The sequence below is a fragment of the Paraburkholderia sp. SECH2 genome, from assembly GCF_030464795.1.
GTDB lineage: Bacteria > Pseudomonadota > Gammaproteobacteria > Burkholderiales > Burkholderiaceae > Paraburkholderia > Paraburkholderia aspalathi.
This window is the reverse complement of record NZ_JALPRH010000011.1, coordinates 209,812-234,697: the sequence shown is the minus strand read 5'-3', so window position 1 is coordinate 234,697 and position 24,886 is coordinate 209,812. Positions and strand designations below refer to the sequence as shown.

Below are 24,886 nucleotides of genomic sequence, written 5' to 3'. Positions count from 1 at the left end.
CCGCCCCGCACAGGGGCAACGCTAATAGACCACTAACAAAACAAGGAAAGGCCAACGCCCCAAGAACCCTGACAAAAAGCGCCGCAAAGGCAAAAAAAGTCTACTTCGCTACTGGCATAGTGAACTCAGCCCCCTTCCCGATGCTATCGGGCCACCTCTGCATGATGCTTTTATAGCGAGTATAGAAGCGCACGCCTTCTTCCCCATACGCATGGTGATCCCCGAAGAGGGACTTCTTCCACCCACCAAAAGAATGCCAAGCCATCGGCACAGGAATCGGCACATTAATCCCCACCATCCCAATCTGGATCTGCCGCGAAAACGCCCGAGCCACGCCACCGTCAGAGGTGAACAACGACACCCCATTAGCAAACTCGTTAGCGTTAATCAGCCCAACAGCAGAAGCAAAATCCGGCACCCGCACAACACACAACACCGGACCGAAAATCTCCTCGCGATAAATCTTCATATCGGTCGAGACATCATCGAACAACGTGCCGCCGAGAAAGAACCCCTTCTCATGCCCAGCCACCTGATGGCCGCGCCCATCGACCACCAGCTTTGCACCAGCCGCAACGCCGGCATCGATATAACCCGCTACTTTCTCGCGATGCGCCGCCGTCACCAGCGGCCCCATCTCGGCTTCCGATTCCATGCCGTTCAGAATCTTCAGGCTCTTCACGCGCGGTGTCAGTCGCTCGATCAGTTCATCGGCAATATGTCCGACCGCAACCGCCACCGAAATCGCCATGCACCGCTCGCCGGCGGAACCGTACGCCGCGCCAATCAACGCATCGACCGCCTGATCGAGATCCGCGTCCGGCATCACCACGAGGTGATTCTTCGCCCCGCCCAAAGCCTGCACACGCTTGCCGTGCTTCGTGCCTTCCGTATAGATGTATTCGGCAATCGGCGTCGAACCGACAAACGACAACGCGCTCACCTCGGGATGTACGAGCAACGCATCCACCGCCACCTTGTCGCCATGCACGACGTTGAACACGCCGTCCGGCAACCCGGCTTCCTTGAACAATTCAGCAAGACGGTTCGATGCCGACGGATCACGCTCCGATGGCTTCAGCACGAACGTGTTGCCGCATGCGATCGCCACCGGGAACATCCAGCACGGCACCATCATCGGAAAATTGAACGGCGTAATGCCGGCAACCACGCCCAGCGGCTGGCGCAGGTTCCAGTTGTCGATGCCGCCGCCGATCTGGTCGGTGAAGTCGGTCTTCAGCAGATTCGGAATGCCGCACGCAAACTCGACGATCTCGATGCCGCGCATCACCTCGCCCTTCGCATCGGAAAACACCTTGCCGTGCTCGCGCGTGATCAATTCCGCCAGTTCGTCATGGTGACGGTCGAGCAATTCCTTGAACTTGAACAGCACGCGCGCCCGCTTGATCGGCGCGGTTTCGCTCCATGCAGGAAACGCAGCACTGGCGGCAGCGACCGCCGCATCCACCTCAGCGACACTCGCCAGCGGCACGCGTGCGCTCACGCTGCCAAGCGCGGGATTGAAGACGTCAGCGAAGCGGCCGCTCGTTCCCTCGACCATCTTGCCGTTGATGAAATGGGTCAGCGCGCGTGCGCTCGTCTCGCTCCGGACAGCCTCGTCCTGATATGTCTCGCTCATGTTCTTGTCCTCTTCCTATGAAGGTCTTCCGCCCACCGCGAACGGCGTGATGAACGCAAGCGTACGGCGCTTCGGGGCGACAAATCCAATGAGTAATGCTCAACTGCGCTATAAGGCGAGCTAATATCAGGATATGGATCTGACTCTGCTACGGGCGTTCGTCACCGTCGCACGCGAGGGCAACCTCACGCGTGCCGCGGTGCAGCTTCATCTGACCCAACCTGCCGTCAGCCTGCAAATCAAGCATTTGCAGGAGACGCTCGGCGTGACGCTGTTCACGCGGACCTCGCACGGGCTTTCGCTGACCCGCGACGGTCAGGCCCTGTTGCCCCACGCCGAACGTGCGCTGGGCGCCGCGAGCGACGTGCAGCGTGCGGCGGCGTCGCTGCGCCACGAAGTGCGCGGTCGTTTGCGGATCGGCACGATTCTCGATCCGGCGTTTCTGCGCCTCGGCGGCTTTCTCAAGCAACTGGTGGAAACCTGGCCGCGCATCGAAACGGCCTTGCGCCACGGGATGTCGGGCTGGGTGCTCGAACAGGTTCGTGCCGGTGAACTGGATGTGGGTTACTACATCGGCCTGCCATCCGATGACGATGCCCGCGACGGCGCTGCCTTTCATGCCGTCACGCTCACGCACTTCCAGTACCGCGTGCTGGCGCCGGCGGGCTGGAAAGATCGCGTGAAGGGCGCGCGCGACTGGCGTTCGCTCGCCGCACTGCCATGGATCTGGACGCCGCCTGCGTCCGCGCACAACAGGTTGTTGTCGCGCTGCTTTGGTGAGGCCGGCGTCAAACCGATTAAGGTGGCGGAAGTGGATCAGGAGCCGTCGATGCTCGATCTGGTCAAATCAGGCGTCGGTCTGACGCTCGCGCGCGATGCCACCGCAATTGCCGAAGCACATGCACACGCGTTGACCATTGTTGAAGGCGTCACCGTGCCGACCCAGCTCAGCTTCATCACGCTCGCCGAACGGAAGGACGAACCCGCGATTGCAGCGGCGTTGAAGTTGATCGAGCAGCAATGGGCGACTTGAGGACGACAAGACGGCCGGCGCGGACCCACGCCTGAGGGCACCACGGTCGCAAGCGCGATATGAGCTGCTCTCATGACAGCCGCGAACCATGCGACCGATTGTCATCTCTCCGCGTGCCCTCGCAGACCGCTTTCGGCCGGTGGCGCAAGCAGAGCAGCTCGCGGGCGATCAATCGCGGTTCATCTCGACGCCCGCATTTGCTGGCCCCGTCATCTGAAACCACACCGTCACGCACTTTTTGTTAGATTGAGGGTTCGCGCTCACGCGCCGGCCCCGCATCGTTTCTGTTCCGTCTGACTTCGTCCTTCCCGGCAGCTTCGCCCCGGCACCACCGGAAGCTGCCGACCACGCCATCCTTCGACAGGAGCCTGACATGGCACGCAACATTGAAATCAAAGCCCGCGCCCAGCATTTCGAACAACTGCGTGAACGCGCCGCGAAGCTTGCGCCGGATGCGCCGCTGATCTTCCGTCAGCAGGACTTTTTCTACGACGTGCCGCGTGGCCGCCTGAAGCTGCGCCAGTTCGACGACGGCACGCCAGCCGAACTGATCTTCTACCAGCGCGACGACCGCGACGGTCCGAAGGCGTCGTATTACACGCGTAGCCCGGTGACCAACCCTGAGGCGATGCACGCGCTGCTCGCCACGGCGCTGACCACGCGTGGCATCGTCACGAAGGAACGTCACGTTTATCTGACGGGACGTACGCGGATCCATCTGGATCGCGTTGACGGGCTCGGCGACTTCGTCGAACTCGAAGTGCTGCTGGCTCAGGACGACGACGAAGAAGGCGGTCACGCCGAAGCACACGCGATGTTCCAGACCCTCGGCGTACCGGAATCGGACCTTGTGGCGGTGGCCTATGTGGATTTGTTGAGCCCGGACACCGAGCCGAAGCAGGCTGCGTAAAACTTAAGCATCAAGGGTCGCGGTGAGGTCAATCCAGGAACCGCGCCCCTTCGTAACCTCCCTCAACACCAGAAACCCCGGACAGCCCCGCATCAAGCGGCGGCCGCCCCCGGCGACAGATGGGCGAGCGGCAACGGCCCATTACGCTTGAAGGTGGTCAACACGATATTGGAGCGCACGCTGTCGACGCCCGGCACACGCATCAATTTCTTCATCACGAACGTCGACAGATAGTTCAGATCGGGCGCGACAATGCGCAGCAGATAATCGGCGTCGCCGACCACCGCGTGGCATTCCAGTACTTCCGGCAGCACCTCGATCTGTTGCTGGAACTGCTCGATGATTGAGTCGCCGTGATGCTTCAACTTCAGACTCGTAAAAGCCGTTACGCCGAGCCCGAGTTTTTCCGGGCGCAGCACGACGCGGTAGCCGTCCACCACACCCACCTGCTCGAGGCGCTGCAAGCGCCGCCCAATCTGCGACGGTGACAGCGGCACCTGCTCAGCCAATTGCTGATGCGTGGCCCGGCCGAAGCGCTGAAGCACGTCCAGCAGCGCGAGATCGAAGTGATCGAGTTCTAACATGATTGACATCCGCATTGAATCGGCATTTAATGCACGATTATTGCATATTGACACACCATAACGCCAACATTGCGCCCATTCCGCGCGCCTACCGCTCTACACTTGCATCACCGTTTCAACCCGCAGACACCGTAGAGCGCGCAGCATCATGTCCACCGCCAACACCGCCAAACTCAAAGAGCAATTCGACGCCGGCCTCGAAACCCGTGCTGACTTCACTATCGACCAGCCGACCGAACGCTACGGCGCGGTCGACCACGCTGTATGGCAGCAGCTCTATGCACGCCAGACTGCGTTGCTCAAGGGCCGTGTGTGCGACGAGTTTCTGGCAGGCGTCGACTGTATCGGCATGCCGCACGACCGCGTGCCCTTGTTCGACGAAATCAACGCCAAGCTAACGCCCGCCACGGGCTGGCAAATCGTCGCCGTGCCCGGACTCGTGCCCGACCAGGTGTTCTTCGAGCATCTGGCGAATCGCCGTTTTCCGGTGACATGGTGGATGCGCCGCCCCGACCAACTCGATTATCTGCAGGAACCGGACTGTTTTCACGATCTGTTCGGCCACGTACCGCTGCTGATCAATCCGGTGTTCGCGGACTACATGCACGCGTACGGCCGCGCGGCGCTTGCCGCCAATGATGCCGGCGCCCTGCCGCTGCTTGCCCGGCTCTACTGGTACACCGTCGAGTTCGGCCTGATCCGCGACGCGGCGAGTCCTAACGGCGTGAAGATCTATGGCGCGGGCATCGTCTCAAGCAAAGGCGAGACGCTCTACAGCCAGCAAAGCGCGGCGCCGAACCGGCTCGGCTTCGACCTCGAACGCGTGATGCGCACGCGCTATCGCATCGACACGTTCCAGAAAACCTACTTCGTGATCGACGACTTCGCGCAGTTGTTCGGCGTCGCGCAAACCGACTTCGCCCCGCTGCTGGCCAAGCTGGCCGCAGAGCCGGCGTTCGCGGCAGGCGACGTGCTCGAAGACGATAGCGTGATCACGCGCGGCTCGCAGGAAGGCTGGCAAGCCGACGGCGATATCTGACAACGCAGCCTGAGCAGGCCGACAGCAGACTGATGCCATCCGTGAAAAAATAGCGGATACGCACGCCTGCCGGCGCGCCTGTTCAGATCAACGAGGTAGCACCATGATTAGCAAACTGACTTCCGAAGAACGCGCCACGCAAGTGGCTGAACTGCACGGCTGGCAAGCCGTGGCGGGCCGCGACGCGATCCAGCGCCACTTCAAGTTCGCCGACTTCAACGAAGCATTCGGCTTCATGACGCGCGTGGCGATCAAGGCGCAGGAAATGGATCACCATCCGGAATGGTTCAACGTGTACAACAAGGTGGAAATCACCTTGTCGACGCACGAAGCCAATGGCCTGACCGAGCGAGACATTAAATTGGCACGATTTATCGACAGTATTACTGCGTAATACAAGCGATCAGATGCCTCGATGCACCCCGCATCGCGCGATTTGACGGTAATGAAAGGGCATTGCAGGCAATCCGGCGCCCAAACCTTCAGTTCTACAGGCTATTATTAAGGCGCACGTAAGAATCCCACGCTTGCCTCGCAAACCCGTCTAAACGATCCGGTGATAGCGTGTGCTGACGCTGTACAATCATCAGCGCATACGGCTTGGAGAGCGCGCTTGCCTCCTTGCACAGAACGAGTTCGTCGCCGCTCGAAGGTGAGCGGGCGCGCCAGAAGTTGATCGCGGCTTCCAGTTCGTGGATCGTTATCTCGGACATGACTTCGTGGTCGCTCAGTGGCTGCTTGATGGCTACTTCATGGCTGCTCGATAGCTGTCTCGTGGCTGCCTGGCGCCAGTTCGGCACGGCCACGCGGCACGCTGCCTGTGCAGCAGGCGCCCCGGCGAACCGCTTGCCCAAACGCCTAAAACCATTGTACTTGAGCGAAATCCATGCGACTCCTTCTGATCGAAGATGACCGCCCCATCGCACGCGGCATCCAAAGTAGTCTCGAACAAGCCGGCTTCACCGTCGACATGGTCCATGACGGCATTTTCGCCGAACAGGCCCTCACCCAAAACCGCCACGAACTGGTGATTCTCGATCTGGGCCTGCCCGGTATCGACGGCATGACGCTGCTCGCGCGCTTTCGTCAGAGCAATCGTCACACGCCGGTGATCATCCTCACCGCGCGCGACGAGTTGAACGACCGCGTGCAAGGCCTGAATTCCGGCGCGGACGACTACATGCTGAAGCCGTTCGAACCCACCGAACTCGAAGCGCGCATCCGCGCCGTGATGCGCCGCAGCGGCCCGCATGGCGACATGCCGCGTCCGGAAGTGTCGTTGGGCGGTGTGCGTCTGTCAGGCGTCGATCGCCGCATTTTCAACGACGACAAGCCGCTCGAGCTGTCGCCGCGTGAATTCGCGGTGCTCGAAATGCTGCTGCTGCGCCACGGCCGCGTGGTCAGCAAGGCTCAGTTGCAAGACCATCTGACGCACTTCGGCGGCGATCTCGGCGATACCGCGATCGAAGTCTATGTGCACCGGGTGCGCAAAAAGCTCGAAAACTGCCGTGTCGAAATCGTCACGGTGCGTGGCTTCGGTTACCTGTTGCAGGAAATCCGTCAGGCCGCATAATCGTTGCAAGGGCCGCAATCTGAATTGCGGCCTGACAGCGCCGGGCCGGCGCCGCGCACTCGGTGCGCAATTCGCCGGCATCCGGCGAATTTTCACGGTGCTACGGTGCTTTACGCCGTTGCTCCTTTCCCGCGCGTTCGATCATGCCCCAGCCGGCCGCCAATAGTCTGCGCCGCACGCTGCTGCGGCGCCTCGCTGCTCCCCTTTCGCTGCTCGCCCTGATGAGCGGCCTGATCGCTTACTGGCTGGCGTGGCAGTACACGCAGCATGTGGTCGACCGCTCGCTCGCCGATCTCGCCACCGCGATCTCCAAACAGATCCAGATTGCCGGCCCCGACGCCAAGGTGACGGTGCCGCCGCTCGCGCAGGCCATGTTCTCCGATCCGGTCGAACAACTCGTCTATCGGATCAGCAACGGCGAAACCGAAATCGCCGGCGACCACAACCTGCCGCTGCAAGGCACCAGCGTGCGGCGCATGCATTACGCGTACGTTTTCGAAACGCAGCACCAAGGCGTGACGGTGCGCGTGGCCCAGGTGCGCGTCGATCAGCCCACCGGCAATCCAATCGTCGTCGAAGTGGGTCAGCCGGTACATCACCGGTTTCAGATCGCCGCTGAGTTTCTCGTCGCGATCATGATGCCGCTGCTGTTGCTGCTGCTGGCGGGCTGGGTGATCGTGTGGCGGGTCGTCAATCAGCAGCTCAATCCACTCACCGATCTCGCTGATTCGCTCAACCGGCAGACGCACACGTCGCTCGAACCGGTGGACGAGACCTATGTTCCGGTTGAAATCCGGCCGCTCACGGGCGCGTTGAACGCGCTGCTCGATCGTCTGAAAACTGCCCTCGACGGCCAGCGCAAATTCATCGCCGACGCCGCGCATCAGTTGCGCACGCCGCTCACTGCCGTCAAGCTGCACGCGGAACAGGCGGCGGTGGCGCGTGACCCGCAGCAAACGCTCGCCGCGGTCCGTGAACTACGCGCGGCGGCCGACCGCGCCGTGCGGCTGTCGAACCAGTTGCTTTCGCTGGCGCGCGCGGAGCCGGGCGAACAGGCGGCACGTTTCGTCACCGTGGATATGGCCGCGCTCGCGTTCGATACAGGTGCGGAATGGGTGCCACGCGCGTTGACGTTCCACGTCGACCTCGGCTTCCAGCGCCTCGACGACCCGGGTAACGATCAGCCGCTGATGGCGCGCGGCAATCCCGTGCTGCTGCATGAGGTGATCGCCAATCTGCTGGATAACGCGCTCAAGTACGTGCCGCCTTCGCGTTTCGATGGCGGCCGCATCACCGTAACGGTTTCGCAAACCGCGATCGACAATCTGCGCATGGCCGAGATCGTCGTCGAAGACAACGGGCCGGGCGTGCCGCTCACACAGCAAGCCGATCTGTTCAAACGATTCTTCCGCGGCGACGGTCAGAGCGACGCCGGTGTGGACAGCGGCGCCGGCCTCGGTCTCGCGATCGTTCACGACATCATGGTGCTGCATCACGGCAGCGTGCATTACGAAGATGCGCCGGAAGGCGGTGCGCGCTTTATTGTGCGCATTCCGCTGATACCGATCAGCGTGCAGCACGAAGTCGAACCCGAGGTGCGGCGTCCGGCAAAAAAATCGGCGCACTCGGCGCCGATCGATATCTGACTTTGTAGTCGGTTGATGTACTGCCACGGGCTGCCTTGAGTTCACTTACGTTCAACTCAGACAGCCCGCGTTTCATTTCTTCTTCGCTTTTTTCGCGGACGTCTTCACCTTCTTCACCGTCTTGTCGGATTTCTCTTTCTCCGCCGGCGCCAGCATCGTGCCGCGGCACTTGCGCGCGCCGCAACGGCATTCATATTCCTTCTTGAGCTTCTTGGTCTGGCGCGCGTCGATGACGAGGCCGTAGTCGTAAAAGACTTCCTCGCCCTCGGCGATGTCGCGCAGCGCGTGCACGTACACGTGACCGTCGATCTCTTCGGCTTCGCAGTTCGGCGCGCACGAATGGTTGATCCAGCGCGCGCTGTTGCCGTCCACTTTGCCGTCGATCACCTTGCCACTGTCGAGCGCGAAGTAGAACGTGTGATTCGGTTCGTCCGGATTGTGCGGATGACGGCGCAACGCTTCTTTCCAGGAGATCCGCTCACCCTTGTATTCGATCAGCCGTTCGCCGGCCGCAATCGGCTCGGTGGCAAACACGCCTTTGCCGTGCACACCCGAACGGCGCACGGCGATCCTGCGTGAACTCATTGAATGAATCCTTGTGAAGAACTAGGGGTGAAGATCCGGCAGCCGTCAGAAATGCCCGCGTCTAACGCGCTGCTTTTTCCGACGCGGATAGCAAACGCGGCGCCTTGCGAGCGCCGCGTCGACCTGCGACGCTCATGCGCCACATCCGGCATCCTACACGCTCAAGACGGCTTCGTTCAACCGTCAATAAGACGTGTGCGCACAAGGCGCGTTGGCTGGTTCACCGTTGTCCGAACGAAATATCGCCGAACAGGGCTTTTTGCTCGCGCGGTTGCGAACGCCAGTACTGCGGCGGCGCTTCGACCGTCGCGCCGAGCTGCGCCGCGGCATGCCACGGCCAACGCGGGTTGTAGAGCAACGCGCGAGCCATTGCGATCAGATCCGCATCGCCTTCTTCAATGAGTTGTTCGGCATGCAACGGATCGGTAATCAGGCCCACGCCGATAGTAGTCAGGCCCGTTGCGTGTTTGACGGCCCTCGCGAAAGGAATCTGATAGCCCGGCTCAAGCGGGATCTTCTGCAAAGGCGAAACACCGCCGGACGACACGTCGATCCAGTCGCAGCCGCGCTTTTTCAATTCCTGCGCGAACGCGATCGTGTCCTCGAGCGTCCAGCCGCCTTCGACCCAGTCGGTCGCCGAGACGCGCACGCCAACCGGTTTGTCGGCGGGAAACGCGGCGCGCACGATGTCGAAAATTTCGAGCGGAAAGCGCATCCGGTTTTCGAGCGAACCGCCGTAATCGTCGCTGCGTTGATTGGCGAGCGGCGACAGGAACTGGTGCAGCAGATAGCCATGTGCCGCGTGCACTTCGAGAGCATCGATGCCGAGGCGCGCGGCGCGACGCGCGGAGGCCGCGAAGGCTTCGCGGATCCGGTTCAGTGCGGGCGTGTCGAGGGAGAGCGGTGGCTCTTCACCCGCCTTGTGCGGCAATGCCGACGGTGCATGCGGCAGCCAGCCGCCTTGCGACACCGGAATCAGTTGGCCGCCTTCCCAGGGCACATGGCTCGACGCCTTGCGCCCTGCGTGCGACAACTGCATGGTGACGCGAATCGGCGAATGCTTGCGGATCGCGGCCAGGACCGGCTTCAGCGCGGCTTCGGTAGCGTCGTCCCACAGTCCGAGATCGCCCGGCGTGATGCGGCCATCCGGTTCGACGGAGGTCGCCTCGATGCACAACATGCCGGCGCCCGATAACGCGAGACTGCCGAGATGGATCATGTGCCATGCCGTCGCCTCGCCACGTTCGGCGGAATACTGGCACATCGGGGAGACGACGATACGATTGGGAAGCGTCACGCTACGCAGCGTGAGCGGGGAAAAAAGCGCGCTCATGGATTACGCCCAGTAGAAACCCGAGAGCGATCGAGCATAGCACCGCGGATGATTGTCTGCAGGCGTGCGCGGATCAGGGTTTCGGCTCGACCTGATCGAGCCACTCACCGAACATCCGGCGTGCGGCGGCTTCCAGCGGCGGACCGAACTGTGCGGTCTCGGCCCGCAACTGCCGCGCATCGATGCCGTGGCCGGCAATTTCACCGGCATTGCCGATCAGCCAGGGTTCGAACCGGTCAGCGCGAATCTCCGGATGACATTGCAGACCCAGCACATGGCCGCCCCACGCGAACGCCTGGTTTTCGCAGGCGGGCGTCGAGGCGAGACGTGTGGCGCTGTCGGGCAGATCGAAGGTGTCGCCGTGCCAGTGCAGCATCGACGTGTGGGCGCCGTCCAGATGACGCACCGGCGACGCACGGCCCGCATCGGTGAGCGTAAGCGGTGTCCAGCCGAGTTCGGTATGGCCCGCGGGGTAGACGCGTGCACCGAGCGCACGCGCGATCAATTGCGCGCCGAGGCAGATGCCAAGCGTCGGCAAACCGGCGGCGATGCGTTTTTCGATCATGGACAGCAACGGGACAAGCGTCGGGTAAAGCGCGTCGTCAATTGCACTGATCGGGCCGCCGAGCACGACCATGAGCGATGCGGCAAACGGGTCCGGCGCTTCGATACGGGCGACGCCAACGTCGAGATAGCGCACCGGGCGCCCCCGCTCGCCGAGCTCCAGCTCAAGACTGCCCAGATCCTCGAAGTGCACGTGGCGAATGGCCAGAACTTCCCGATTCATCAGCCTGTCCCACCTTAAGGTTGCCTAAAGACTTGCCGCTACACGGAGCGAACCAGCCGGCGGACGGTATTCACCGCCCGCCGGCACACGGCTTCGCAGTGTAGCGGATTGTCCCAGGAGAAGCCGCCTTATTGGGCGAAGATCTTCCAGGTCTTCTTTTGGGTAGCGACGTCGGCCACTTCGTACACCGAGCAATCGAGACGCAGATCCGTGTCCGACATCTTCATGTCGAGCAGCGCGCAGTGGTGCGGCGTCTTCTTCGGATTCTTGCTCGGCTCGAAGTGCGAGCAGCTCAGGCACATGCGGTGCGGCGGAATCGTGCCTTGCGCTTCCAGCTGATGGATGGTCTTGAGCAGCGTGCGATAGAACAGTGTCTGCTCTTCGTCGCGCAGCGTGCCGACCGCCTTGGCCAGGAAGTCCGGCCATTGCGCAGCGCGCTTCGCGGCGGTGCGGCCACGCGCCGTCAGACGGACCGCGAGGGCGCGGCCGTCGTCGAGGGCGCGGCGCTTTTCGACCAGACCTTTGGTCTCGAGCGTACTCACGGCATCGCTGGTAGTCGCGGCGGTCAGGGCCGTTTCGCGGGCAATTTCACCAAGACGCATCGGGCCCTTGCGTTGCATCAGCAAGACCAGGATTTCGCCCTGGGTCGGCGTAAGGCCTGCGCCTTCCGCCCATTCCCAAGCCTGGCTCCGCATGGCCGTGCTCAATCGCAATAGGCTGTGGGTCACTCGCCCGGTTGCCTGTTCTCCGTATACGCCTTCGCTCATAATCTTCGTTTGGTTTATTAGCTTGCGAGCGATGTCGGCAAACCGCTGCCGAACACGCCCGTAGCCTGTGTGGGGTAGCCTCGCCGTAAAGCAGACGAGACGGTTTCTACTATCTCAAAAATTTACCGCCTTGCAAGCCAAAGGCAGATGAAACGACATTCTATGCGAGACCGGCCAATCGTACAGCTAAGTTATCCAACGCAAGCTGTGGATAACCATGGGAAAACACAGGGGATGGCGTGTGTGCCGATTCTTGATAAGTAACTTGCCCCCTCTTTCCTTACTAAAGTTGTCCTCGTTTACCGCCCTCGATGCGCCCCGGATCAGCCTGGTTATGGTTTACGTAGCACTTTGACTTTTCAGGGAATTATTCAGTTGTCCACAGGCAGATGCAATGCTTGTTAACTACTACTACGTTTGTATACGTAAACTTTAGAAAAACCTGAAGGCCCCCGAGCTGGAAATTTATTTACGAAAAAAAACCCGCACGAGGCGGGTCTTCCTTACGGTTTAACGTAAGCAATCCTCTATCTAGCTAGGCTCGCCACTGCAGACACTGCTGTCGGACAGCTTCATGCAAGGACTTTTCCTGATCGAAGACGCCCCGCAGCCACGTCGCATCGTTGACCTGGCCGCGCGCAATCGCACCGATTTCGGCGAGCGCGTTGCCCGAACCCAATGCTTCGGCGTGCGGTGCAATCAGATCCAGCGTTTCGAGGATATCTTCGGAAATCGTCTTGCGTTCGCTTGTTTGCGGGTTGATGCAGTTGCCGGCCAGACCGAAGCGGCATGCTTCGAAGCGGTTGAACGTGTAGACGAGATAATCGTCTTCCTTCGGCACGATCGGCTTGTCGAGCAGCAGATGGCGGGCAAGCGTCTGGATGTAGCAGGCAATCGCCGCGGCGCGATCCACTGAGAACGGCGTATCCATCACGCGTACTTCGATCGTGCCGAAACCGGGCTTCGGCCGGATGTCCCAGTAAAAATCCTTCATGCTGTTGACCACGCCGGTGTGGACCATCTTCGAGAAATATTCCTCGAAACTGTCCCACGTCAACACGAACGGCGCGCGGCCCGAGAGCGGGAACGCGAACACGGAATTCAGTCGTGCCGAATGAAAACCGGTGTCGACACCTTGCACGAACGGCGACGAAGCGGACAACGCGATGAAATGCGGGATGAAGCGCGACATCGAATGCAGCAGATACAGCGCGCTGTTCGGATCCGGACAGCCGATGTGCACATGCTGGCCGAACACCGTGAACTGCTTGGCAAGATAACCGTACAACTCGGAAAGATACTGAAAGCGTGGCGTATCGACGATTTGCCTTTCACTCCATTGCTGGAATGCGTGCGTGCCGCCGCCGCACAAGCCGACGTTCAGACGGTCGGCCGCCGATACCAGCGTGTCGCGGATCGTGCGCAGATCGGTGACGGCCTGTTCATGCGTCGTGCAGATACCGGTCGACAGCTCGATCATGCTTTCGGTGATTTCCGGCGTGATGTTGCCGGGAATCTTTTCGTCCTTGATGAGGCGCATCAGATCCGAGCCGGCTTTGGTCAGATCATAGTCGTGCGTATTGACGATCTGCATCTCGAGTTCGACACCGAAAGTGAACGGTTTCGAATCGATGAAGGGTTCGAGTGACATAGCGTCCCCTGAGTCAGGTCGGCCGATGTGTGTCACATGTCTGTGTCACACATCCGGCCGTTTTTGAATCGAATAAGTTGGATAAAGCGCGCAAATCAGGCGCATGAAGCATTGGACAGCGCATCGGACAGCGGCGTGCCCTTGCCGTGCGCTTACTCTTCGCGCCGTTCAGCCACCAGCGCCAGGCTGCGATACACGAGCCACGGCCCGAGAATCTGCAGCACGAAAATCGAACACATCACGATCGCGCGCAGTTGCGGATCGAAATTCGGATAGAGGTTGTAGGTATCGTCGACGAGCAGATACGCGAGCGCCGACATGGGCGATAACGACAAACCGAGCGCCATGCCCTGCTTCCAGTTCAAGCCGCTTGGCTTGGCGAAAGCCATCACGCCCACCAGTTTCGCAACCAGACGCGCAACAATCAGACCCAGCGCCGCGACACCGCCAAGCGCGATGTCTTTCCATTCGAACGACGTCAGCGTCAGCACAAACAGAATCACCGTCAATAACCAGCCGGCCGTGCCGAAATGTTCCGGCCACAACTGCGGGCGAGCTTCAAGATTCTTCACGATGATGCCCGCGGCCAGCAACGCGAGAATGGTGGAAAGCTTGAACACATGCGCCACCGCAATGGCGAGCAGCACGAGGCCGAACAGCGCGACGAACGAATGCTCGTCCTGCATGTTCAGACGACGATAAAAAAACGTGCAGGTGCGCGCCAGCAGATAGGCCAGCACGAGTGAGCCGACCAGCAGATACAGCGGCTGCAGAATCGTGGCGTAGACGTTGCCGTAAACCTCCTGATGCAACCAGCTCGAGACAAGCTTTTCGACCACCACCGCATACATGCTGTTCAATGCGGTAAGGGTCAACAGACGTTGGGTCACCTGACCTTCCGCGCGTAGCTCCGTTTTGAGCTGGATCACCATAGCCGGCGAAGTCGCCATGGCAATTGCGGCAAGCACCGTCGCTACGATCAGCGGCACTTTCAGGAATAACAAAACCGGCAAAACCAGCGCGAACGTCAGCGTGGCTTCCGCGACGCTCGACAGAATCAGCCAGGGATTGCGACGAATCCAGCGCAGATCGAGCCGGCTACCCAGTTCGAATAACAACAAACCGAGCGCTACGTCGAGCAATGGCCGCGCGGCGCTCGCGGAATCGGCGTCGATCACGCCGAAACCGGCTGCGCCGGCTACCAGACCAATGACCGCATATCCGGAAATGCGCGGCAAACGCCATGCGCGATAGCACAGTTCACCGCACAGACCCGCGGCGAGCAATGCAAGACCAGCCCAAAAAATGGCGTCGGGTGTGAGTGGCCAGGCTGGGAAAAATGAAAACGCCGACTTCATCGTGATGGGTTCTCCTTGGCAGCAACGGCAGACAACACGAACCGGCGCAAACACCGGCGAGCGGATGAACGCATGAGGCGCTCACTGTCGCGATCGCTTCGCGTGACCCGCGTTGCGAGTTTTCAACGATCGGATGATCTGAATGTGCCGCTGCCGCAAGGGGCGCAGCGCATTCTGGGGGCGGCCGTAGCTACCGGCCCGGCACGGTGAAAGAACGCCGTCGACTTTGAATCAGATTCTGATTGCGCGGCACCGTTCCATTGCAGCGCGTGCGGCCAGCGGCGAGGCACGACGCGGAAAAGAACGGCGATTGTGCCATAGCTTTTTCAGACTTGACCGAAAAGACAGGAACATGCAGGCAAAACGGTAAAAACGTACGTTATCTTCGCGAGATGAGGAAAAAGCGACCGTTTTAAAACCGGGTCGGGCTCCCATAGCGTACAGATCTGACGTTGCAGATGTGTTTCCTGGGACACGGCTGGAGGCGTTTTCCTCCAACTTTCGACGCTTCGGGCTCAACGATTGCGCTCGATCCCGGCACGGCCTTTCTGTTTACAGGTTTACCGTATGTATACGTAGTAACAGTTAACAAGGTGACTCATTTTCTGTGGATAACTCCGGTTTACCGAATTGATTCATCGGCTTGCCGCTCGCATAACAGGATGCACAGCGTGTGCGGCAGCGGCGGGTATACAAGGGTAACTTTTCGCGATTTTCGGACGCGGCAGAGTTACCCCGTTTACGTCCACAACGGTTCCACATGAGTTGCGCCGGTAAACGGCGCGGTTATCCACAAGTTTCGGTGGATAACTTTTATTCACGCTGATGTTTGGTGTGCACGGTTAACTACGGGTTAACTCACCGTTCCCTGGCGCAACGCACGCAAGAGGAAGCGGGCTGGATCGATGTCTTCCGCCAAGTTCCGTTCGAGCGGCCACGGCTCGCCTTCAATCTGCGAGGCGATCAGCTCCGCTCCAAGTGCCGCCCATACAAGACCGCGAGAACCGTACGCGAACGCGCCGTACAAGCCGTCGACGCGTGGCAGATCGAGTGGCCATGCGCCACGCAGGCGTTGGGCGTCGCGTGCCGAGGCGGTTTCATCGGCGAAGTTGCCGATCATCGGCATCCGGTCACTTGTGACGCAGCGAAATGCGACGCGCCCGTCGAGCTTTAACGCCTGTGCCGGATCGACAATGGCGTCAAAGGCGGGCAGCATCTGCGCGACGCGCTCGAGGTTTTCCAGATGGCCATCCGGTCGCAACGCGGTGTCAGGGTCGTCGAGCTCGTAGGTAGCGCCGGTCAGCGTGACGCCGTCGGCGAGTGGGACGGCGTAGCCTTCGCCTATAACCGGCATTTCGAGTGTTGGCACCGTGCCCGGCGGCAGCAAAGTCAACTGGCCGCGGATGCTGCGGGTCGATGCGTACTGCAAACCGGCGAGCCGCGCGGCGTCGTGCGCGCTCGCGACGATGACCACGGGCGCATGCGCGATGGCTTGCCCCGCTGTGTCGAAGACGATCCATTGATTGCCTGATCGCTCGAGACGCGCTACGTCTACTCCAAAGCGGCGTTCGAGCAGCCCGCCAGCAGCTGCGCACTGCGCGGCGCAAAGCGACGCCGGGTCGATCCAGCCGCCTTGGGGAAAGAGCCAGCCGCTTTGCGCGAGTGGCATGCCGGCAAGCCTTTGTGCTTGGCTCAGCGAAACCGGCGTCACATATTCCGCCGGGTAACCGAACGCGGCGATTGCCTCGCTCATCGAGCGTGCTTCTTCATCGTCCGCGGCGATCTGCAACAGCCCTGGCGCGCCGCGCAATGGACGGAAACCAAGCCGTTCGAGCGCGGCCCAGCGTCTGAGCGTGTACAGAAAGCCCGCCCGCGTGACGCGTGACGCGACGCTGTCGTCGCGCGAGATCATAGGATGGAACACGCCGGCCGGATTGCCCGAGGCGTCCTGAGCCACCGACGCGTGCCGTTCCAGCGACGTGACGCGCCAGCCGCGTGCGGCCAGACGCTCGATCGCCGCGCAACCCGCGAGCCCGGTGCCTATCACGATCGCATGCCGTTCATCGACTTCAAGCGGCGCGGGCGGCTCATAACGACGCACGCGCCAGCGTGGCGTGAAATGGCCGACCAGCATCGCGCGCTTCCAGCCGAAGCCGTCGACTTTTTGGTACACAAAGCCGTTTTGGGTCAGCGCGCGTTTGATGTCGCCGGCGCTGCTGTAGGTTGCGAACGTGGCGTTCTCGCCGGCCATCCGGGCGAGCGCCTTGAAGATTGCGGGTGTCCACATTTCGGGGTTTCTTGCCGGCGCGAAGCCGTCAAGATAGAACGCATCGGCGCGCAACCTCAATGCTGGCAGGCTCTGCGCGGCGTCGGCGAACACCAGCGTCAACGTGATTCGCCCGCCCTCGAATTCGAGCCGGTGCGTGCCGGGGACAAGCATCGGCCATTCGGCGGCCAGCGTTTCCGCCAGCGCGGCGATCTCCGGATCTGAAATCGTCTTCGCATAGACGCTGCGCAAATCGGTTTGAGTAAACGGATGCTTCTCAGTCGAGACGAAGTGCAAGCGTTCGCAACGCGCCGGATCGGCACGCCAGGCAGCCCATGTCATCAGGAAGTTGATCCCCATGCCGAAGCCGGTTTCGAGCACGGTGAAGACGCGGCGGCCCTGCCATCGTTGCGGCAGTCCATTGCCGCGGAGGAAGACGTATTCAGCCTGCTCGAGACCGCCGACAGCGCTGTGATAGATGTCGTCGTAGAACGGCGAAAAAGGCGTGCCGTTGTCGCGAAAAGCGAGGACGGCGGGGATCAGCGGATCGGTCATGCGCGGCAGAAATGACGCTCGAAAGAGCGGGTCAGACGTTACCGCCAGCGTGCGCAACTCGCCGGGCGGCGAAAAAGACGTGCTGCAACGTTGGCAAAAACCAACGCTAAGCCCCGTCCATGCTGGGTTTCAGCCTTCAATTGGGCTCTGCGAGGAGGAAAAGGAAGGGTTTCCCCTCGATATCTGCCCCAGAACCGCTTAAATCTTCGAAACCCTTATCCTGATTGGGTTTGCGCTGCGCTATCATAGCAAGCGCCGCGAAGGGAGCGGCAGCACGGCCGACGGGCAGTCACTGCCCGGCGCTAATTGTCCGGAGGGGATCCGGAGCCGCAGCTGCTCGACGGCGCGGCCCGCGCACGTATAATCGGCGCGTTCGCGCTGTTCGTGTCAACCTAAACTCAGAAAGGAACCTTAATGAACAAACAGGAACTGATCGACGCCGTCGCAGGACAAACCGGCGCCAGCAAGGCTCAAACCGGTGAGACGCTGGACACGTTGCTTGAAGTGATCAAGAAGTCTGTGTCGAAGGGTGACGCGGTCCAGTTGATCGGCTTTGGCAGCTTCGGTTCGGGCAAGCGCGCAGCACGTACGGGTCGTAACCCCAAGACCGGCGAAACTATCAAGATCCCGGCCGCCAAGACCGTCAAGTTCACGGCTGGTAAGGCGTTCAAGGACGCAGTCAACAAGCGCTAAGCAGATTACTGCCTGGCAGTTGACACCCGCCAACGGCGGGTTTTTTTTCGCCTGTGCTGCTTGTTTAGCCGCGACGGGCGTCGCGGCTAAACAGTCCGCATCAGGCAGAAAGGCCGCTCGAACTCAATCGTGGCGATGCACGATTTCGCCGTGGCCATGACCGTCGTGGTCGTGGTGATCGTGGTCATGATCATGGTCGTCTTCGTCGAAGTCCCATGCAGGGAACGGATCGGCGAATTGTTGCCACGCTTCTGGTCCCGCCGCGTATTCCTCATCGGTCAGCAGGCACGCGTCGAACTTCGCTTGCCAGACCGCCGGGTCGATGCCGACGCCGATCATCACCAGTTCCTGGCGGCGATCGCCGATGCTCAGATCGTCCGGATCGCCGTACCAGTCGGCGGCAATTTCGGCGGCCAGTTCGTCATCGCCGTCCGGCCATTCGCTGCGATCCTGCGCGGCCCACCACATTCCCGCCGGACCATGCCGGCAAGCGCCGCCCGCTTGCGACAACGAACCGGCAATGTCATTACGCGTTGCGAGCCAGAAGAAGCCCTTGCTGCGCAAGACGCCCTTCCATTCCTGATGCAGCAGCGCCCACAGGCGTTCCGGGTGAAACGGCCGCCGCGCGCGGTAAATGAAATTGCCGATGCCGAATTCGTCCGCTTCACCGTGATGGGCATGGCCGTGTTCGTGGTCGTGCCCATGCTCGTCGTTAAGCGACGCCAGCCAGCCCGGTGCGCTCGATGCCTCATCGAAATCGAAGCGCCCAGTGTTCAGCACCTCGGCCAGCGGCACTTCGCCGAAACGGCTCACCACCTGCACGGCACGCGGATTGATGCGGGCGAGGATGCGCTGCAAACGCGTGAGCTCATCCGCGCTGACCAGATCGGCCTTGTTCACCACCAGCACGTCGCAGAATTCAATCTGCTCGATCAGCAATTCGACCAGCGTCCGATCGTCCTCTTCGGTAGCGGCGATGCCCCGCTCGGAAAGCGCGTCGGCCGAACCGTAGTCGCGCAGGAAGTTGAATGCATCGACCACCGTCACCATCGTATCGAGCTGCGCGACGTCGGACAGCGATGCGCCGTCGTCGTCGACGAAGGTGAAGGTTTCGGCGATCGGCATCGGCTCGGCTACACCGGTCGATTCGATCAGGATCGCATCGAAGCGCTTTTCACCCGTAAGCCGCTTGATCTCGACCAGCAAGTCATCACGCAACGTGCAGCAGATGCAGCCGTTCGACAGTTCGACGAGCTGCTCTTCGACATGCGAGAGCGCGGCGGCGTCGCGCACGAGCGTTGCATCGATATTGACGGCGGCCAGATCGTTGACGATCACGGCGACGCGCAAACCGGCGCGATTCGCGAGGATGTGGTTTAGGAGCGTGGTCTTGCCGGCGCCCAGAAAACCGGAGAGCACGGTGACGGGCAATAGCGGCTGGTTCATCGCAGTACGGGAAAACAAGAGGATTGGAAGGCGTGCCGGGTTGGGGTCGCATGACTCCGGGGCCGGAAGATGGCCGAACACCGACGGCAGCACGAAGCCGCATTGTGCATCAAACGGGGAGCGGCCGCGTGACGGGCCGGATCGGGACGTGCGTGAGTCAGCGTGCAGCAGCCGGCATCAGATTCCACTTGCGCAGGATTGCAGCGATCTGCATCGCATACTTGTCACGCAGTGCCGGCGTCTCGGAGTGATACGCGCCGACCGCCTGCCAGGTATTGCCGTACTTGTTCATCTGGCGGCGCAGATGCCACGCCGCGATGTAGACGTTCTTGCAAGGCTCCATCAGCGTGCCCTGCGAGATGCCGTACTGCGCGAGAACGGGCAGATGGATCGAGTTGATCTGCATCACGCCGTAGTCGGTCGAGCCGTTGGCGTTCTTATGCTGCGCGTCCGGCCGATTGTGTGACTCCTGCCACGCAATTGCGCGCAGAATCAAGGGGTTGACCTTCTGATACTTCGCCGCTTCGTCAAAGCAATCGGCGCGTGCCTGCCCTGCTGCGATCAGCACGGCAAGTCCTGCGGCGACGGTGACAAAGGTTCGTTTCATCAGTCAAGACGACTAATCAAATCGCAAGAGTAAGGTTTGGTAAGGCAAAGCATCGGCCATACTTCAGTCTCTGGAAGCCGGTGAGGCGTACTGGCCGGGCCTTCGTCGGCCATCGGGGAAAACCCGCGTTGCCAAGTCACAACCAGTACCTCGAACGGCTCGTATCATACCGGCAGACTTACATGCGTCAAGTTAGCTAACCGACATAATCAAGCGTAAAACGAAGCGCTTCTGCGGTTCGCCGCACACAAGCTCGTTTGCTTTCAATTGTTTGACAGTCAGCGACGGTCTTTAGAGTAATCGCACGGAGCCGTTCGTTTTGTGACAAATCCGACATGAAAAACTGTTACTGTTCCTTTTTTTCGGGCATTGGAAGTAAGGCATCCAGGGCGTTGATCGCCTGTGAAGCCGGCTGGCAGACCGACAGGGCGGCGGCCTGCTCCAATGTTCGCACTGCATGACCGTTGGCGGCTGTTGCCGTCGACATCGATCCCATATTCCATGAGAAGAAATCGTATGGCATTGCGTCGCGTCGCAACGGCGCTGCTGGTGGCTGGATTGATCACCGCGCAGACAGCACAGGCACAGGTGACACTCAACTTCGTGAACGCCGATATCGACCAGGTGGCCAAGGCGATCGGCGCGGCGACCGGCAAAACGATCATCGTCGACCCACGCGTGAAGGGTCAGCTGAACCTCGTGTCGGAGAATGCAGTGCCTGAAGATCAGGCGCTCAAGACCTTGCAATCTGCTTTGCGGATGCAGGGCTTCGCGCTGGTCCAGGACCACGGCGTGCTGAAGGTCGTACCCGAGGCCGATGCCAAGCTGCAAGGCGTGCCGACCTACGTCGGCAATACGCCGGTGGCGCGAGGCGACCAGGTGGTCACGCAGGTGTTCGTGCTGAAGAACGAATCGGCCAATAACCTGCTGCCGGTGTTGCGTCCGCTGATCTCGCCGAACAATACCGTGGCAGCCTACCCTGCCAACAACTCGATTGTCGTGACCGATTACGCCGACAACGTGCGGCGTATCGCGCAGATCATCGCGGGTGTCGATACGGCTGCGGGCCAGTCGGTAGCGGTCGTGCAGTTGAGGAACGCCAACGCGATCGACATTGCCACGCAGTTGACCAAGATGCTCGACCCCGGCGCGATCGGCAGCACCGACGCAACGTTGAAGGTGTCGATCACCGCGGACCCGCGCACCAACTCGCTGCTGATTCGCGCGTCGAACGGCGGCCGGCTCGCAGCCGCGAAGCAGCTGGCGAAGGAACTCGACTCGCCGACCACCATGCCCGGCAACATGCACGTCGTCGCGCTGCGCAACGCCGACGCAACGAAGCTCGCGAAGACCTTGCGCGGGATGCTCGGTAAGGGCGGCGACACCGGCTCATCGGGTGGCTCGAATGACGCGAATTCGTTCAACCAGAACGGTAGTGGTGGAGGCGGCTTCGGCAGCAATTCGACGGGCACGTCGGGTACGCCGCCGCTGCCGTCGGGCGGACTCAACGGCAGTTCGGGGGCGTCACCCTTGGGTGGTGGCGGGGGCGGCGGATACGGTTCGAGCGGCGGTTCGGGCTCAGCCGGCCTGCTCGGTGGCGACAAGGACAAGAACGACGACAATCAGCCGGGCGGCATGATCCAGGCGGACTCAGCGACCAACTCGCTGATCATCACGGCGGCTGAGCCGGTGTACCGCAACCTGCGAGCAGTGATCGACCAGCTCGACGCGCGGCGCGCGCAGGTCTATATCGAGGCGCTGATCGTCGAATTGAACTCGAACACGAACGCCAACCTCGGCATTCAGTGGCAGGTCGCGAACAATTCGATCTTTGCCGGCACCAACCTGGCGACCGGCACCGGCAACAGCATTATCAATCTGACGGCCGCGGCCGCAGCGACGGGCGCGACCGGCGGTCTCGCCGGGGCGCTCGCAACCCAGAATATCCAGCAGGGCCTCAACGTCGGCTGGATTCACAACATTTTCGGTGTGCAGGGACTCGGCGCGCTGTTGCAGGCACTATCGCAGACTCAGGATGCGAACGTACTCTCGACGCCTAACCTCATCACGCTCGACAACGAAGAAGCGAAGATCGTTGTCGGCACGAACGTGCCGATCCAGACGGGTTCGTATTCGAACCTCACGAGCGGGACGACCAGCAACGCGTTCAATACATTCGACCGCGTCGATGTCGGTCTGACGCTGCACATCAAACCGCAGATTACCGAGGGCGGGATTCTCAAGCTGCAGCTCTACACGGAAGACTCGGCGATCGTGAACGGCACGACCAACGCCGCGACCAATCCGGCGGGTCCCGAGTTCACCAAGCGTTCGATCCAGTCGACCGTGCTTGCCGATAACGGCGAGATCATCGTGCTGGGCGGCCTGATGCAGGACAACTACCAGGTCAGCAACAGCAAGGTGCCGTTGCTGGGCGATATTCCCTGGATCGGCCAGTTGTTCCGCTCGGAACAGAAGACCCGCGCCAAGACCAACCTGATGGTGTTCCTGCGCCCCGTGATCATCACCGATCGTGATACCGCACAGGCCGTGACGGCGAACCGTTACGACTACGTCCAGGGCGTGACGGGCGCGTACAAGTCGGATAACAACCTGATCAAGGACAAGGACGATCCGGTGGTTCCGCCGATGCCGATCGGCCCGAGCCAGGGTGGTTCGCCCGCGATGAATCTGTTCGATCTCGACAGGATGCGTCGTCAGCAGATGGCGCCGCCGGTCACGAATGGTGGCCCTGTGCAGACGAACCCGGTCACGAACGGTGGCGCTGTGCAGACGAATCCGGTACCGACGGCACCGTCCACGGCGTCACCTGGAGTGCAGCCGTGAGCACGCCGTCCACGCCGCCGTCAGCTTCGGGATCGCCCGCAGCGGCGCGCGTCGCTGCATCGACGCAAGCCGGGGCGATTCCGCCCGCAGTCGCGGCGGAGCATGCCGAACGCATCGCGCCGTCGGCGGTCGCCGCACGCCTTGTGCCCTACGGCTTCGCCCGCGGCGGCCAGATTCTGGTCGCGCATCAGCATGCCGATAGTCTCGAAGTCTGGATCAGCGAACGCACCAGCGATGCCGCGCTTGCTGAAGTCGCACGCAACTTCGGCGCGTTGTCTGTGGTGCGTGTGCCGGCTGACGAGCTCGCGCTCGCGATCAACCAGGCGTACGCGCGCCAGGACGGCAGTGCGGCGCAGGTGGTCGGCGAAGTGGAAGGCGAAGTCGATCTGTCGCGTTTGATGCAGGACATTCCCGAGATCGAGGATCTGCTCGAATCGGAAGACGATGCGCCGATCATCCGCATGATCAACGCTCTGCTCACGCAAGCGGCACGCGAACAGGCTTCGGATATTCACATCGAGCCGTTCGAGACTTCGTCTGTGGTGCGCTTCCGTGTCGACGGCACGTTGCGCGATGTTGTGCGGCCGAAAAAAGCGCTGCATGGCGCGCTGATATCGCGGATCAAGATCATGGCGCAGCTCGACATTGCCGAGAAGCGTCTGCCGCAAGACGGCCGGATCACGCTGCGCGTCGGCGGACGTCCGGTCGACGTGCGTGTCTCGACGCTGCCCACCGGCCACGGCGAACGCGCGGTGCTGCGTCTCTTGGAAAAGGACGCCTCACGCCTGAATCTCGAAGCGCTCGGCATGGCGCCCGATACGCTCGTCAAGTTCGACAAGCTGATCGGCAAACCGCACGGCATCGTGCTGGTGACCGGCCCGACCGGCTCGGGCAAGACGACCACGCTGTACGCGTCGATGTCGCGGCTTGAGACCGCGACCACCAACATCATGACGGTCGAAGACCCGATCGAATACGACCTCTCAGGCATCGGCCAGACGCAGGTCAACGAGCGGATCGGCATGACCTTCGCGCGGGCGCTGCGCTCGATACTGCGGCAGGACCCGGACGTCATCATGATTGGTGAAATCCGCGACCTGGAAACGGCGCAGATCGCGGTGCAGGCATCGCTCACGGGTCACCTTGTGCTGGCGACATTGCACACGAACGACGCGGCATCCGCCGTGACCCGTTTGACCGACATGGGCGTCGAGCCGTATCTGCTGGCGTCATCGCTTCTCGGCGTGCTGGCGCAGCGGCTGGTGCGGCGCCTGTGCCCGGTATGCCGCGAAGAGCGCGTCGAAGAGGATGGCAGCGTGCGCTGGCATCCGGTCGGTTGCGAGAAATGCGGCCAGTCGGGTTACGCGGGACGTCGCGGCGTCTACGAACTGCTTCTGATCGACGATGAAATCCGCACGCTGGTTCACCGCAATGCGTCCGATGCGGAAATTCTCACTTCGGGTCGCGCGCAAGGCATGCGTACGCTGCGCGAAGACTCGGACCGCTGGCTCGCATCCGGGCTGACGTCGCTTGAAGAAGTGATTCGCGTGACGGGCGGAGCATAAGC

Annotated in this window: 22 protein-coding genes; 9 read left to right on the top strand and 13 right to left on the bottom strand. The window is 61.4% G+C overall.

The annotated features are described in order from the left end of the window. Nucleotides 1-100: 100 nt before the first annotated feature. Nucleotides 101-1,639, bottom strand: coding sequence for a CoA-acylating methylmalonate-semialdehyde dehydrogenase (locus tag M0D66_RS20230; protein WP_266211410.1), 1,539 nt, complete (start codon nt 1,637-1,639; stop codon nt 101-103). A 133-nt stretch (nt 1,640-1,772) separates the two neighbouring features. On the opposite strand from M0D66_RS20230, the gene M0D66_RS20225 reads away from it, so the two are divergent. Continuing rightward, the gene (locus tag M0D66_RS20225) at nt 1,773-2,672 is read left to right on the top strand and encodes a LysR family transcriptional regulator (RefSeq protein WP_093634501.1); all 900 of its coding nucleotides are present in this window, start codon (nt 1,773-1,775) and stop codon (nt 2,670-2,672) included. Nucleotides 2,673-3,045: 373 nt separating this feature from the next. Continuing rightward, nucleotides 3,046-3,582, top strand: a complete 537-nt coding sequence (locus M0D66_RS20220; protein WP_097390774.1) for a class IV adenylate cyclase — start codon at nt 3,046-3,048, stop codon at nt 3,580-3,582. Nucleotides 3,583-3,674: 92 nt separating this feature from the next. On the opposite strand, the gene M0D66_RS20215 is transcribed toward M0D66_RS20220, so the two are convergent. Further along, nucleotides 3,675-4,166: an Lrp/AsnC family transcriptional regulator gene (locus M0D66_RS20215; RefSeq protein ID WP_266211409.1), complete on the bottom strand. Its 492-nt coding sequence runs from the start codon at nt 4,164-4,166 to the stop codon at nt 3,675-3,677. 148 nt (nt 4,167-4,314) lie between these two features. Between M0D66_RS20215 and phhA the strand changes: the two genes are divergently transcribed. Both phhA and M0D66_RS20205 read left to right on the top strand, forming a co-directional pair. After that, nucleotides 4,315-5,205 carry a phenylalanine 4-monooxygenase gene (gene phhA, locus M0D66_RS20210; RefSeq protein ID WP_266211408.1) on the top strand — a complete coding sequence of 297 codons (891 nt, stop codon included), beginning with the start codon at nt 4,315-4,317 and terminating at the stop codon, nt 5,203-5,205. Nucleotides 5,206-5,254: 49 nt separating this feature from the next. After that, nucleotides 5,255-5,599 (top strand): 4a-hydroxytetrahydrobiopterin dehydratase, encoded by a 345-nt coding sequence (locus M0D66_RS20205; protein WP_266211416.1) that lies wholly within the window; start codon nt 5,255-5,257, stop codon nt 5,597-5,599. Nucleotides 5,600-5,693: 94 nt separating this feature from the next. On the opposite strand, the gene M0D66_RS20200 is transcribed toward M0D66_RS20205, so the two are convergent. Continuing rightward, complete coding sequence (locus tag M0D66_RS20200) at nt 5,694-5,918, bottom strand: DUF3717 domain-containing protein (RefSeq protein ID WP_211703219.1); 225 nt, start codon at nt 5,916-5,918, stop codon at nt 5,694-5,696. Between the two features lie 173 nt (nt 5,919-6,091). Between M0D66_RS20200 and M0D66_RS20195 the strand changes: the two genes are divergently transcribed. Together M0D66_RS20195 and M0D66_RS20190 are read left to right on the top strand one after the other, a co-directional pair. Continuing rightward, nucleotides 6,092-6,778: a response regulator transcription factor gene (locus M0D66_RS20195; protein WP_028197606.1), complete on the top strand. Its 687-nt coding sequence runs from the start codon at nt 6,092-6,094 to the stop codon at nt 6,776-6,778. A gap of 143 nt (nt 6,779-6,921) precedes the next feature. After that, nucleotides 6,922-8,424, top strand: coding sequence for a sensor histidine kinase (locus M0D66_RS20190; RefSeq protein WP_266211407.1), 1,503 nt, complete (start codon nt 6,922-6,924; stop codon nt 8,422-8,424). Nucleotides 8,425-8,496: 72 nt separating this feature from the next. On the opposite strand, the gene M0D66_RS20185 is transcribed toward M0D66_RS20190, so the two are convergent. The 7 genes from M0D66_RS20185 to mnmC all read right to left on the bottom strand — a co-directional run bounded on the left by M0D66_RS20185 (nt 8,497) and on the right by mnmC (nt 17,726). Next, nucleotides 8,497-9,009, bottom strand: coding sequence for an SET domain-containing protein (locus tag M0D66_RS20185; RefSeq protein ID WP_093634507.1), 513 nt, complete (start codon nt 9,007-9,009; stop codon nt 8,497-8,499). 220 nt (nt 9,010-9,229) lie between these two features. Further along, nucleotides 9,230-10,342, bottom strand: a complete 1,113-nt coding sequence (locus M0D66_RS20180; protein ID WP_211703111.1) for an NADH:flavin oxidoreductase/NADH oxidase — start codon at nt 10,340-10,342, stop codon at nt 9,230-9,232. A gap of 73 nt (nt 10,343-10,415) precedes the next feature. After that, the gene (locus M0D66_RS20175) at nt 10,416-11,129 is read right to left on the bottom strand and encodes a glutamine amidotransferase (RefSeq protein ID WP_200619591.1); all 714 of its coding nucleotides are present in this window, start codon (nt 11,127-11,129) and stop codon (nt 10,416-10,418) included. A gap of 128 nt (nt 11,130-11,257) precedes the next feature. Next, the gene (locus M0D66_RS20170) at nt 11,258-11,896 is read right to left on the bottom strand and encodes a MarR family winged helix-turn-helix transcriptional regulator (protein ID WP_054042738.1); all 639 of its coding nucleotides are present in this window, start codon (nt 11,894-11,896) and stop codon (nt 11,258-11,260) included. A gap of 535 nt (nt 11,897-12,431) precedes the next feature. Next, complete coding sequence (locus tag M0D66_RS20165; RefSeq protein ID WP_200651938.1) at nt 12,432-13,547, bottom strand: YbdK family carboxylate-amine ligase; 1,116 nt, start codon at nt 13,545-13,547, stop codon at nt 12,432-12,434. A 152-nt stretch (nt 13,548-13,699) separates the two neighbouring features. After that, complete coding sequence (locus tag M0D66_RS20160) at nt 13,700-14,905, bottom strand: cation:proton antiporter (RefSeq protein WP_256455815.1); 1,206 nt, start codon at nt 14,903-14,905, stop codon at nt 13,700-13,702. A gap of 853 nt (nt 14,906-15,758) precedes the next feature. Further along, nucleotides 15,759-17,726 (bottom strand): bifunctional tRNA (5-methylaminomethyl-2-thiouridine)(34)-methyltransferase MnmD/FAD-dependent 5-carboxymethylaminomethyl-2-thiouridine(34) oxidoreductase MnmC, encoded by a 1,968-nt coding sequence (gene mnmC, locus M0D66_RS20155; protein ID WP_266211406.1) that lies wholly within the window; start codon nt 17,724-17,726, stop codon nt 15,759-15,761. A 414-nt stretch (nt 17,727-18,140) separates the two neighbouring features. Between mnmC and M0D66_RS20150 the strand changes: the two genes are divergently transcribed. Beyond that, the gene (locus M0D66_RS20150; RefSeq protein WP_006050811.1) at nt 18,141-18,419 is read left to right on the top strand and encodes an HU family DNA-binding protein; all 279 of its coding nucleotides are present in this window, start codon (nt 18,141-18,143) and stop codon (nt 18,417-18,419) included. Nucleotides 18,420-18,542: 123 nt separating this feature from the next. Here M0D66_RS20150 and M0D66_RS20145 read toward each other — a convergent pair whose 3' ends face one another. The 3 genes from M0D66_RS20145 to M0D66_RS20135 all read right to left on the bottom strand — a co-directional run bounded on the left by M0D66_RS20145 (nt 18,543) and on the right by M0D66_RS20135 (nt 20,995). Beyond that, nucleotides 18,543-19,865, bottom strand: coding sequence for a GTP-binding protein (locus M0D66_RS20145; protein WP_266211405.1), 1,323 nt, complete (start codon nt 19,863-19,865; stop codon nt 18,543-18,545). Nucleotides 19,866-20,022: 157 nt separating this feature from the next. Then, nucleotides 20,023-20,472 carry a lytic transglycosylase domain-containing protein gene (locus M0D66_RS20140; RefSeq protein ID WP_093634514.1) on the bottom strand — a complete coding sequence of 150 codons (450 nt, stop codon included), beginning with the start codon at nt 20,470-20,472 and terminating at the stop codon, nt 20,023-20,025. Between the two features lie 346 nt (nt 20,473-20,818). Continuing rightward, nucleotides 20,819-20,995, bottom strand: coding sequence for a hypothetical protein (locus tag M0D66_RS20135; protein ID WP_211706295.1), 177 nt, complete (start codon nt 20,993-20,995; stop codon nt 20,819-20,821). On the opposite strand from M0D66_RS20135, the gene gspD reads away from it, so the two are divergent. Together gspD and gspE are read left to right on the top strand one after the other, a co-directional pair. Further along, nucleotides 20,989-23,319 (top strand): type II secretion system secretin GspD, encoded by a 2,331-nt coding sequence (gene gspD / locus M0D66_RS20130; protein ID WP_266211404.1) that lies wholly within the window; start codon nt 20,989-20,991, stop codon nt 23,317-23,319. The genes M0D66_RS20135 and gspD overlap by 7 nt on opposite strands. Further along, nucleotides 23,316-24,884 (top strand): type II secretion system ATPase GspE, encoded by a 1,569-nt coding sequence (gspE, locus tag M0D66_RS20125; protein WP_301772901.1) that lies wholly within the window; start codon nt 23,316-23,318, stop codon nt 24,882-24,884. Before gspD ends, gspE begins: the two co-directional genes overlap by 4 nt. The last annotated feature ends 2 nt before the right edge of the window (nt 24,885-24,886 follow it).